At 70.3% G+C, this 11,243-nt stretch carries 9 protein-coding genes; 5 read left to right on the top strand and 4 right to left on the bottom strand.

Annotation, left to right across the window (positions count from 1 at the left end; translation table 11 throughout):
* Window positions 1-3: 3 nt before the first annotated feature.
* Window positions 4-873, bottom strand: coding sequence for a 2-oxo acid dehydrogenase subunit E2 (locus HG543_RS16020; RefSeq protein ID WP_169345633.1), 870 nt, complete (start codon window positions 871-873; stop codon window positions 4-6).
* A gap of 138 nt (window positions 874-1,011) precedes the next feature.
* On the opposite strand from HG543_RS16020, the gene HG543_RS16015 reads away from it, so the two are divergent.
* The gene (locus HG543_RS16015) at window positions 1,012-1,938 is read left to right on the top strand and encodes a DUF1684 domain-containing protein (RefSeq protein ID WP_169345632.1); all 927 of its coding nucleotides are present in this window, start codon (window positions 1,012-1,014) and stop codon (window positions 1,936-1,938) included.
* 29 nt (window positions 1,939-1,967) lie between these two features.
* On the opposite strand, the gene HG543_RS16010 is transcribed toward HG543_RS16015, so the two are convergent.
* Entirely contained in the window at window positions 1,968-3,500 is a 1,533-nt protein-coding gene (locus tag HG543_RS16010) for a Fic family protein (protein WP_169345631.1), read from the bottom strand.
* 301 nt (window positions 3,501-3,801) lie between these two features.
* Between HG543_RS16010 and HG543_RS16005 the strand changes: the two genes are divergently transcribed.
* A complete protein-coding gene (locus HG543_RS16005) occupies window positions 3,802-4,956 on the top strand; it encodes a HipA domain-containing protein (protein WP_169345640.1) in 1,155 nt (384 codons plus the stop codon).
* Here the strand turns inward: HG543_RS16005 and HG543_RS16000 are convergent.
* Window positions 4,940-6,328, bottom strand: coding sequence for a hypothetical protein (locus HG543_RS16000; RefSeq protein ID WP_169345630.1), 1,389 nt, complete (start codon window positions 6,326-6,328; stop codon window positions 4,940-4,942). The genes HG543_RS16005 and HG543_RS16000 overlap by 17 nt on opposite strands.
* 153 nt (window positions 6,329-6,481) lie before the next feature.
* Entirely contained in the window at window positions 6,482-7,063 is a 582-nt protein-coding gene (locus HG543_RS15995; protein ID WP_169345629.1) for a type 1 glutamine amidotransferase domain-containing protein, read from the bottom strand.
* A 215-nt stretch (window positions 7,064-7,278) separates the two neighbouring features.
* Between HG543_RS15995 and HG543_RS15990 the strand changes: the two genes are divergently transcribed.
* The 3 genes from HG543_RS15990 to HG543_RS15980 all read left to right on the top strand — a co-directional run bounded on the left by HG543_RS15990 (window position 7,279) and on the right by HG543_RS15980 (window position 11,242).
* The gene (locus tag HG543_RS15990) at window positions 7,279-8,445 is read left to right on the top strand and encodes a PQQ-dependent sugar dehydrogenase (protein WP_169345639.1); all 1,167 of its coding nucleotides are present in this window, start codon (window positions 7,279-7,281) and stop codon (window positions 8,443-8,445) included.
* Window positions 8,446-8,522: 77 nt separating this feature from the next.
* Window positions 8,523-10,109 (top strand): cation:proton antiporter, encoded by a 1,587-nt coding sequence (locus tag HG543_RS15985; RefSeq protein WP_343073372.1) that lies wholly within the window; start codon window positions 8,523-8,525, stop codon window positions 10,107-10,109.
* Window positions 10,106-11,242: a cyclic nucleotide-binding domain-containing protein gene (locus HG543_RS15980; protein ID WP_169345628.1), complete on the top strand. Its 1,137-nt coding sequence runs from the start codon at window positions 10,106-10,108 to the stop codon at window positions 11,240-11,242. Before HG543_RS15985 ends, HG543_RS15980 begins: the two co-directional genes overlap by 4 nt.
* Window position 11,243 lies beyond the last annotated feature (1 nt).

Raw genomic sequence — 11,243 nt, 5'->3', positions numbered from 1 at the left:
TTTCTACCCCACCCCCGTCCCGCTCGCAGCCCCCCGGGGTGGTTCCTCCGGAGCGCCCCACGTCCCCTCCGGGTCCTCCAGCGCCGCGCCGATGTGGCGCAGCACCCGGGCCACCGAGTCCACGTCGATGACGCGCGCGTCCCACGTGCAGGTGAGCGCCAGTTGCAGGCCCGGTATCAGCGTGTCGCCCTCCACCACGGGCACCTTGCGCACGGCGCCCGGGGCCAGCAGCAGCGGCACGCGCGTGTAGGGCACCATGGCCACATAGCCGCGCTCCAGCCCCAGCGAGCCGAGGCTCGTCACCGCCACCGAGCCGAACGGATCTCTCGGCATTCCCACCCAGCGCAGGTCCACGTTGAGCGTGTACCAGACGAAGGACAGCAGCCGCAGGGCCAGGCCCATCAGTATCCCGGGGATGCGGTACGAGCGGCGCTTGCCCCTCTCGATGACGGCGTCACGGCGAGCGCGCACCTCGGAGATGCGGGACTCCATGGAGTCGACGAAGGCCCCCAGGGACAGCGTATCCGCGCGGTGCACGGTGGCGGTGGTCAGGTCGGCGCGGCCGGCCTCCGCGGGCTGCACCACCAGGACGCAGACGCCCACGTCCTCGCGGTACGAGGGCTTCCGCCAGCGCAGCAGCACGTTGGTCTCCGGATGGCGGCGGAGCGCGTCCGCGGCGGCCTTGGCCACCAGGTGCGTCACCGTGAGGCGGCGTCCCGTGCGCGCGCGGTAGGCCTCGAGGTACGCGAGCGCCCGCTCCATGCGCACCTCCAGCGCGGCATAGGCACTGGGGTCCCTGGGCGCGCGCCACGTGCCCAGCGCGAGCTTGCGAAAGCCGCCGGGCGGCGGTGCTGGCTTCAGGTCGAGGTCCACGCGTGGCCCTCGGCTTCGCACGGAGGGCGCGCCCGCCGCAACCCCGGTGGGACACCGTGCACCTGCGCGGCGCGAGCAGTCCTGTTAGACAGGGGTCACCGGAGCTGGAAAGAGGCTCCAACTTCCGAGGCACCCGACATGACGCCCCTCGCGCTGGCCCTGTCTCTCGCCCTCAACGCCACGCCGCCCGCCAAGGCGGCGACTCCCGCCGCCGACAAGAAAATGACCGCCGCCCAGAAGCCCGCCGCCGCCGAAGACCTCACCGCGTCCACCCGTGCCTGGCAGGAGGAGCGTCTCAAGAGCCTCCAGTCGGAGGACGGCTGGCTCACGCTGGTGGGGCTGTTCTGGCTGAAGGAGGGCGAGCAGACCGCCGGCTCGGCGCCGGAGAGCGACCTCGACTTCCCGCAGGGCACGCCGGCGAAGCTGGGCGTCTTCACGCGCAAGGGGAACACCGCCAGCCTCCAGCCGGCACCCGGCGTGGCGTTCACGCTGAACGGGAAGCCCTTCACGGGGGGCGTGCTCCAGTCGGACGAGAAGGGCGCGCCGGACGTGCTGAAGCTGGGCAGCATGAGCCTCCAGGTCATCCTGCGTGGGGACAAGCTGGGCGTGCGCGTGAAGGACACGGAGGCGCCCGCGCGCAAGCAGTTCCACGGCATCCCCACCTACCCGGCGAGCGCCGCGTGGCGCGTGGAGGCGCGCTTCGAGCCCTCGGAGACGCCGCGCACCATCTCCGTGCCGAACGTGCTGGGGACGGAGGAGGAGATGACGGTGCCGGGCACGCTGGTCTTCACGGTGAACGGCAAGGAGTACCGGCTGACGCCCGTGGAGGGTGGCTCGCAGCTGTTCATCATCTTCGCGGACGAGACGAACAAGGACGCCACCTACGGCGCGGGCCGGTTCCTCTACGCGGACATGCCGAAGGACGGGCGCGTGGTGCTGGACTTCAACCGCGCCTACAACCCGCCCTGCGCCTTCACCCGCTTCGCCACCTGCCCCCTGCCCCCGCGCGGCAACCGGCTCGCCCTGCGCGTGGAGGCTGGTGAGAAGCGGGCCGGGGACCACTGAGCGCGGGAAGGAGCGCGTGGGGCGCTTTCTCAGCTCGAGCGGGGACTGGCGCGAGGCATCAGATACTGCTGAACGACTTGCTCCAAGGCCCGCACCTCGTCGTCAGAGAGGGCACCGAAGTATTTGGCCCGCTTGCCCGCCGACAAGCGGCCTCCATTCTGGAGGCAGAACTGGACGAAGCGATTGCGCGCCGTGTCCGACATCTCCACAAGGCCGTCCAGCTTCTCGCGGGCTTTGCGATAACGGACGATGAAGTCCAACTCGTCGCGAAACTCCGTACGGATGGTCTCCTCGGTCCATCGATAGAGGTCCTCCGCCATGCGCGTGAAGTCGACGTAGCGATAGAAGCCGCTCGTCCTTCCTTTCACCGAAAGGCGTCCGTCCTCGTCCACCGTGTAGTCCACCAGAGCCATCAGCGGTTTGGAGAAGGACTCCAGGCAGGCATCGTACTCCGCTCGCTTCTGCAACATGACCGCGGAGATGGGAAAGATGAGTCCCTTGGGGGTGAATCCCGCTCTAGAGAGGATGTAGTGGATGAGCAACCGGTGGAGTCGACCATTGCCATCTTCAAAGGGGTGGATGAAGACGAAACCAAAGGAAATGGCCGCGGCATGCACGACGGGCTCCACCTGGGAGGCCGTCATCCGCTTCAACGATGAGAGCAGTCCCCGCATCAAGCGGGGAACCATCTTGGGACGTGGCGGGACGAAGTGGATTCGCTGACGCAGTCCCACTCCCACGGATTCGCCCACGTAGTTCTGCTCCTCGCGGTAGCCCCGCTCCGCAAAGCGGTCCTCCACGATGACGTTCTGCATGTGAACCAGCGCGGCTCTATCCAGTGAGTCCCTATCGGGAAGCTCGCGCAGGAGGGCGACGAACCGCGCGGCGCGCTTCTGGCTGGGCGTCTCCCGCTCAATGTTGAACGAGGAGCGGGTCTCCTTCGTATAGAGATAGTCGACCGCACGGCGGAGGGCATCCTCGTCGTAGGACTCCACGATCCGGGCGGCCTCCCTCGCGAGACGTTTCGCCTCGAACTCCTGGAGAGCTGGAGTCCGGCGTACCGTGGGACAGAAGTTCACGTTGCCTAGAAGGTTGTCGCGCACCCGGTGCCGCCGACTGTTCACGGGCTCTGCTGTGTAATAGCGCTCCGGGTCGAGCAGCTCGACGTAGTTGCCCTGAGTCACATCCTCCAAGGGCAGCCGACGCCCCGTGAGGAACTCGTAGAGAAACCACAGCCGGCGGGTGTTCTGCCCGGTGGGCCGCGCCTGGATATGACGGCACAACTCGTCCTCGAATGGCCCTTGTTCCACCGCGCGGAACAACGCGGCGAGGACCTCCAGGGAAACGCCTTCGTGCTTGAGCGCGAACTCCAGATGCTCGTAGAGAGAAGGGCCCGGATTGTAGGAGCTCGGATAGGTGACGAACTCACGCCCCTCTTTGCTCTGCACATGCTTGCCCGCAACCGCCGCGCAGGACGAGAGTTGGTGAGGAGGCAGGACCGTGAGGCCATGATCCGCGATGGCTTTCGCGTATCCGATGGGGGTGCCTCTGCTCGGGAACATCCCTGGAGCCCTCCCAAACACAGGTGGGACATTTGCACACACAGCTTGCACTCAGTTGCAAGTCCTGGGGTGCGTTGAAGAAACAGATAGCGCGCGGCCTATAGTGGAGGATCTCCGCTACGTTTTTGTAAAAATCATTAGGAATCAGCCCTCCCTACAGGAAATCGTTAGGCGACAACGTGCCTGGCCAGGACGCAATCGTGCAAGGGGGCCTCGGCTCGAAAGCATCCCGGCGAAGTGCTCAAGATGGCTGAAGCGAAGCCGATGCGCATGGGAGGGCTCGTCGTTGCTCCTACGCCAAATGGACACGGGTACCCGGAACCTGCCAGACCTGGGGACACGGCTGCCCATCCACCGTGTGAATGAAGCGGGTCACGTGCGGCCCTATGGCGTGTTGCATCTGCTCGCGGGCGGTCGGCACTGGCTCGAATACACGGAGGGCGACGGCGAGTTCTTCGAGGGACTGCCACCCTCCGCGGCGGACATGAGCCCACAAGGCTACGTTGGCCGGAGCTTCACCTCGATGCACCCGGAGCTGTGCCTTCCCGCTCGCATCACGGACTGGAGTGATGCCCACCGACTCATCGCCCTCGCACGGCGGGGAGAGGACTGCGTCGGCGACCACATCCTCGGTGACGAGTCGCTGAACCGCTTCCTCGCGCAGGAGCCCCGCTCCGCGCATCGCGACAGCTACCCCGAGCTGACCCGAGCCGCCCTGACAGGGCAGCCCGGCGCATTGATTGGCGGCGAGCAGCCCAAGTTCCTCACGTATGCGGAAGGCCGTCATGTCCTGGTGAAGTTCGCGGGAGGCGATGAGGGCGCCACCGCGCGGCGGTGGAGGGACCTGCTGACCTGCGAGCGCCTCGCGCTCGAAGCGGTCCGCGCGGCCGCGATTCCCGCCGCGTCCGCGCTCACCCTGGACCTGGGCAGCTACCGGTTCCTGGAGGTCGAGCGCTTCGACCGCGTCGGCGTGCGCGGGAGGAAGGCCCTGCTGTCACTGGGTGCCATCGACGACGAGTACTTCGGCCACCGCGACACCTGGACCCGAGCGGCAACGCGCATGTTCGAGGCCCGCTTCATCTCCGAGGAAGACGCCCGGCGCATCCGCTGGCTCGACACCTTCGGGCAGCTCATCGGCAACACCGACCGGCACTTCGGCAACGTTTCCTTCTTCGTGGAGGGACCGAAGCGCTTCAGGCTCGCGCCGGTCTACGACATGCTGCCGATGGTGTTCGCGCCCGTGGGAACGAGCGTCATCGACCGACCCTTCGAGCCGCTGCCGCCCACCGCGGACACCCTCGATGTCTGGGCTGATGCCGCCCGTCACGCGGTGGCGTACTGGGCGCGGCTGGCTCGCGAGCCCACCCTCGGCGACTCACTTCGCGAGCACTGCGCACGGAATGGAGAAGCGGTCGCCGCACTCATGCAGCGCACGCCCTTCACTCCCCCAGCCTGAGGATGAACGCGTCGTAGTTCCCCGCCGGGCTCACGCTTCCACCTCCGAAATCCGTGGGCCCGCCGAACGCACCCACGAGCACGCCCTCGCCCTCGCGAGACACGGAGACATCCAGCGCCAGCGCCGCCGTGGACGGCAGGCCGCGCACCCACCGCGGCGCACCGTCGATGCGGTCCAGCTTCATGACGAACAGGTTGTCGATGGAGCCCGGCACTCCCGGCAGCACCGCACCGCCGACCCGGTTGCCGCTCTCGTAGTGCCCCGTGACGAGCACTCCATCGTCCTGGTCCATCGCCACGCCCGTGCCCACCCGGGCGAAGTTGCGCGCCCAGCGCTCCTCGCCCGCCAGCGTGTACGCCACCACGAAGGCATCCGAGTCCATCACCCCCGGCGTCTCTGACGCGCGGTACGTCCTCCCTCCGAACGTGAAGGACTCGAGGAAGCTCCCCGTCATCACCACGCGGTTGCCGTGCACCGCCACACCCGTGCAGTCCCCGTCGTCCAGCCCGTTCGTCCACACCACCGCGCCCGAGGCCGAGTCGAGCCGCCACAGCCGCGTCCGCGTGCCGGTGCCACCCTCATCCGGCGCGGTGCCGCAGAAGTACGCATCTCCCACTTCGTCCAGCGCGACACCGCCAGCCTGCGTGGACTCTCCTGCCGCGTACAACCACTTCAGCGTCCCATCCGCGCCGTACTTCGCCACGAAGGCCCGCAGCCCCGTCGCCGTCAGCACCCGTCCACCCAAGTCCAGGCTCCCCTCGTACACGGAGCCGGACACGAACACGTTGCCGGCGCGGTCCGTCACCACCCCGTTCGCGAGGAAGGCCGCGTCTCCCGCCAGCGTCTTCACCCAGAGCAGCCGCCCATCGCGGTCCAGCTTCCCGATGAAGGCCCCTTCCAGCGTCACCGGCGGAGCCAGCTCGCCCGCCCGCAGGTCCGCGCCGGCCTCGCTCCAGCCCGCGAACAGCACGTTCCGCTCCCGGTCCGTGCCCAGAGCGTCCACCGCCAGCAGGCCGCCCGCGCGCCCCTGGAACACCCGCGTCCACAAGAGCCGCCCACCGGGCGAGTGCTTCGCCAGCACCAGCCCCGGAACCTCCGGGTCACCCGAGCCCAGCGGGCCTGTGCCCAGGTCCGTGCCGCCGGAGAAGACCACCGTGGTGAGCACGTTGCCGTCCCGGTCCTGCGCGACGGCGGAGCCCAGCTCCTCGCCCTCGCTCCGGCCAAACCGTACCCACGCCACCGGGCCCGTGGCCTCCGCCTGCCGCAGCGTGCCCAGCTCCTCCTCTTCGGGCTCCGGCGCCGTGTCCTCCGGCAGGCCCCCGCACCCGGCAATCCCCACGGTCGCCACCAGCCACCATGCCCTCGCCCGCATCCCGCCACCCCCACGCGCCCGAAACGACACCGCCGGCCACCCGGGAGTCCGGGGGCCGGCAGGGCGAATGGGTGTACATGGAGCCGGCGGCCTGCCCCCCGCTCATCAGGGCAGGTGGAAGTTCCGCCTCCAACACACGGGCGCGAGGCCCCGTCAGTGCACCGTGGGCGGCTGGTCCGAAGCGGCCTCGGGAGCGAGCGGCGACTCCAGCCGCGCGGCGATGCCACCGGACACCTGGCGCAGCAGCGCCTCGCTGAAGGCCGGCAGGTCCCCCGGGTTGCGCGAGGTGATGAGGTTGCCGTCCTCCACCACCTCGCGGTCCACCCAGCGCGCGCCCGCGTTGAGCAGGTCCGTCTTGATGGAGGGCCACGACGTCAAGGTGCGCCCGTCCGCGATGTCCGCCTCCACCAGCATCCACCCCGCATGGCAGATGGCGGCGATGGGCTTGTCCACGCGGAAGAAGTCCCGGACGAAGCCCACCATGCCGATGTCCATGCGCAGGTGGTCCGGCGAGTAGCCGCCCGGAATCACCAGCGCGTCGAAGTCCTTCGCGGAGACCTCCTTCACGGCCTTCTCGGCGCGAATCGTCTCCTTGCCCTTCTTGCCCTTGAGCTCCTTGCCCGCCTCGACGCCGATGATGACCGCCTCGTGGCCGGCCTTCGTCACGGCGTCGTAGGGCACGCGAAACTCCGAGTCCTCGAAATCGCTGTCCACGATGAACGCGATGCGCGCCATGGGTCGCCTCCTGGAATGAATGGATGTTCCGTCCGGAGAAGGTGCCCACGGCCTTCGCCGCCACCAACGCGGAGGCAGGCACACGGGCCTCGGGTGGCTCGCTCGCCCGCCCTCCCTCCAGGCCGCGCGTGCCGTCCCCACCCCGGCCGTCCGCTCCGCGATGCCGCCGCGCGCTTCCCCTGGCGCAACCGCTCGCGGCGGACATTAATCGCCCCATGCGCGCCTCCCGCCTGCTCCTCTCCTCCCTCGTGGTGCTCGCCCTCTGTGCCTCCGCCTGCCGGAAGAGTCAGGCCCAGGGCACCGCCAGCCCCGAGGACTGCATCCGCGTGGAGGACGACTGGGGCGCCGACGGCACCGTGCCCTTCGACGTGGAGGTCGTCGCCGAGGGACTCGAGGTGCCCTGGGGCATCGCCTGGCTGCCCGGCGGCGACGCGCTCGTCACCGAGCGGCCCGGCCGCGTGCGCCTGCTCAAGGGCGGCGTCCTCCAGCCCACGCCCGTGGCCACCGTGCGCATCACCCGCGCCGACGAGGGCGGCCTGCTCGGCATCGCCGCGCACCCGGACTTCGCCACCCATCGCCAGTTCTACGTGTACGTCACCACCGACGCCGGAGGCCGCGAGGAGAACCGCATCGAGCGGTGGACGCTGTCCGAGGACCGCACCACCGCCACCTTCGACCGCGTCATCTTCGGCGGCATCCCCTCCGCCACGTACCACGACGGCGGACGCCTGCGCTTCGGCCCGGACGGCATGCTCTACGCCGGCACCGGCGACGCGAGGGACCCGGACCGCTCCCAGGACGTCAACGACCCGGCCGGCAAGCTGCTCCGCCTGACGCCCGAGGGCCAGGTGCCCCAGGACAACCCCTTCCCCAGCTCGCCCGCGTATCTCACCGGCATCCGCAACCTGCAGGGCTGGGACTGGAAGGATGCAAACACGCTGTACGTCACCGACCACGGGCCCAGCGGCGAGACGATGCGGCGCGGCCATGACGAGGTGAGCCTCGCCCGGCCCGGGGCCAACCTGGGCTGGCCCGGCATCTACGCGTGCGAGACGCGCGAGGGCCAGGTGACACCGTCGCTCACCTTCGGGGACGCCATGCCTCCCGGGGGCGCCGCGCTCTACACCGGCACCGCCATCCCCGAGTGGCGGGGCTCGCTCTTCATCGGCACGCTGCGCTCCCAGCACCTGCACCGCGTGGAGTTCTCCGCGGACAACCCGGCCCGCGTGGCCCGGCACGAGGTGTACCTGCGCGACACGTACGGCCGGCTGCGCGAGGTGAGCATGGGGTCGGACGGCCACCTCTACGTCACCACCAGCAACTGCGACGGGCGCGGGGACTGCGGCCCGCGCAAGGACCTCATCCTCCGCCTGAAGCGCTGACGCCCGCCCCGCGGGGTGCGGGCGGCCCGGCGCAGGCCCCCCGTGCACTGGCGGCCCGGTTCTGGAAGACTCGGGGCGTGCACCTAGAGATGCCCCTGGTCATCGGGTTGATGGTGGCGGCCATCGTCCTGGCCATCGCCGCCAAGCGCGCGCGGCTGCCCTATAACGTCGCACTGGTCGTGGGAGGCTTGCTCATCTCCGTGGGCAACCTCCTCCCCGGCGTGCCACCCCTCAATCCGGAGGTGGTGTTCCTCGTCTGCCTGCCAGCGCTCCTGTTCGAGGGCGGCATCATGGCGGACCTCGGCGGCATCCGCGCCAACGCCCTGCCCATCCTCGTGCTGTCCACGCTGGGCATGGCCCTGGCCATCGGCGGCACCGGCACCGCGCTGCACCTCCTCGTCGGGCTGCCCATCTGGCCCGCGATGCTGCTGGGCGCGCTGCTGTCGGTGACGGACACCGTCTCCATCCTCTACGCCTTCCGCCGCGCCCCCGTGCCCGCGCGCCTGTCGGGCATCATCCAGGGGGAGAGCCTCTTCAACGACGGCACCGCGCTGGTGGCCTACGCGGCCATCGCCGCGGTGGTGGCCGGGGCCGCGACGCCGTCGCTGCCGCTGCTGGGCGCGCGCATCCTCCTGGCCTCGGTGGGTGGCGCGGTGGTGGGGCTCGCGCTGGGCCTCCTGGGTGGCTTCATCATCCGCCGCACCGAGGACCCGCTGGCCGAAATCATGGTGACCACGGCCGTGGCGCTGGCCTCGTTCGTGGCGGCCGAGCAGTTCCACCTGTCCGGCGCCATCTCCGCCGTCACCGCGGGCCTCGTCGTCGGCGTCACCCTGCGGCGCGACACGCCCCCGCAGAGCCAGGTGGCCATCCACTCCTTCTGGGAGTACACCACCTTTGGGGTGAACACCTTCCTGTTCCTCGCGGTGGGGCTCACCACGAAGCCGGAGACGCTGCGCGGCCACATCCCGGAGACATTGCTGGCGGTGGTGGCGGTGTTCATCGGCCGCGCGGTGGCCATCTACCTTCCCTTCCTGCTGCTGCGCCTCGTACGCCCGGCGGAGACGGTGCCGCCGCGCTGGCAGCACGTCTTCATCGCCGGCAACATCAAGGGCGCGCTGTCCATCGGCCTCGCGCTGGGCCTTCCGGCGGCCACGCCCGCCAGGGACCAGCTCGTGGCCATCGCCTTCGGCGTCACGCTGGTGTCGCTGGTGGGCCAGGGGCTGATGCTCACCCAGGTGCTCAAGTGGCTGGGCCTCTTCCAGCAGGACGAGGTGGCGCTGGCCATGTCCGAGCAGCGCGGGCGCCTCATCGCCAGCCGCGCGGCCCACCAGGAACTGGAGGTGCTGCACGAGCAGGGCCTGCTGCCCCGCGGCGCGTATGACCACCTGCGCAGCGAGTACCAGGTCAACATCGCCCGCGCCGAGCGGGAGCTGCGGCGCATCAGCGAGCAGCACCTCGCGCAGGGCGCCAAGGACCTCATCGCCATGCGCCGGCGGCTCATCGACGCGGAGCGCACCGCGCTGCAGGGCGCGCGGCGCAACGGCCTCATCCCCGAGGCCACCGCGGAGCACATGCTGGCGCAGCTGGATGAGCGGACGCTGTCGTTGGAGAAGGTGCTGCACGGCGACACGGGCGCCGAGAGCCACGGGAGGAAGGCGTCGTGAAGATTGTCATCGCGGGCGGAGGCCGGGTGGGCAGCGTGCTGGCGCAGCGGCTGGTGGCCGAGCAGCACACCGTCACCGTCATCGAGCGGGACGCCACCGTCTGCAACCGCATCTTCGAGGAGGTGGGCGCGGTGACGGTGTGCGGTGACGCGACCAACCCCCAGGTGCTGGCGGCGGCGGGCATCGTCTCGGCGGACGTGGCGGCGGGCGTGCTGGCGCGCGACTCGGAGAACCTCGCCTTCGCCATGCTGGTGCGCAGCGCGTCCACCGCGCGCATCATGGTGCGCATGCTCGACACCAGCTACCGCGAGGCATACCGGCTGGCCGGCGTGAAGGAGCTGGTGGCGGAGGCGGAGGTGGTGGTGGCGAAGATGACCACGGCCATCGACTTCCCGCAGGTGGCCGGCACGCTGCCGCTGGGCGACGGGGACACGCTGCTGTTCGAGCTGGCGCTGCCCCTGCGTGCGCGGGTGGCGGGGCTGACGGTGGCGCAGGTGCGCGCCACGCCGGGCTTCCCGCGCGAGTGCGTCTTCATCGGCGTGGTGGACCCGCAGGGCCGGGCCACGCTGCCGGAGGGCAGCACGGTGCTGCGCGCGGGCCACACCGTCATCATGGTGTCGCGGCGCTCGCAGCTGTCGGCCGCGGTGGAGTTCCTCAGCGCGGAGCCGCTCGTGGGCGTGGGGGACAGCTCGGTGCTGGCGACCACGCTGCGCAAGGTGGACTTCCTCGCGCCGCTGAGCGGCGACGAGCTGGAGGCGGTGGCGCGCGGCGCCGAGCACCTCCAGCACCCCGCGGGCGCGGAGCTGTTCCGCCAGGGAGACGCGGGCGAGACGTTCTACGTGGTGCTGTCGGGCGAGGTGCTGCTGAAGGACGGCACGGGCCAGGCGGTGGCCTCGGTGAAGCCGGGCGGCTTCTTCGGCGAGCTGGCGCTCCTGACGGGCGAGCCGCGCACGGCCACGGCGGTGACGTCCACCCCGTGCGAGCTGGCCGCGGTGGGCCGCGAGGACTTCCGCAGCGTCGTCATGGCCAACCCGGTGGTGGCGCTGGAGATGAGCCGCATCCTCGGCGAGCGCCTGTCGCGCGCGCAGGGCGGCAAGACGCAGCAGAAGCGCCGCGGGCTGTTCGGGCGGTAGC

Origin of the sequence: Pyxidicoccus fallax (genome assembly GCF_012933655.1) — a bacterium.
Classification (GTDB): Bacteria; Myxococcota; Myxococcia; order Myxococcales; family Myxococcaceae; genus Myxococcus; species Myxococcus fallax.
This window is presented reverse-complemented; position numbering and strand designations above follow the sequence as displayed.

Excerpts from the sequence above, each read along its gene's own strand:
- HG543_RS16015 (WP_169345632.1), top strand. The coding sequence starts at position 1,012 with ATGACGCCCCTCGCGCTGGCCCTGTCTCTCGCCCTCAACGCCACGCCG.
- HG543_RS16010 (WP_169345631.1), bottom strand. The coding sequence starts at position 3,500 with ATGTTCCCGAGCAGAGGCACCCCCATCGGATACGCGAAAGCCATCGCG.
- HG543_RS16005 (WP_169345640.1), top strand. The coding sequence starts at position 3,802 with ATGGACACGGGTACCCGGAACCTGCCAGACCTGGGGACACGGCTGCCC.
- HG543_RS16000 (WP_169345630.1), bottom strand. The coding sequence starts at position 6,328 with ATGCGGGCGAGGGCATGGTGGCTGGTGGCGACCGTGGGGATTGCCGGG.
- HG543_RS15995 (WP_169345629.1), bottom strand. The coding sequence starts at position 7,063 with ATGGCGCGCATCGCGTTCATCGTGGACAGCGATTTCGAGGACTCGGAG.
- HG543_RS15990 (WP_169345639.1), top strand. The coding sequence starts at position 7,279 with ATGCGCGCCTCCCGCCTGCTCCTCTCCTCCCTCGTGGTGCTCGCCCTC.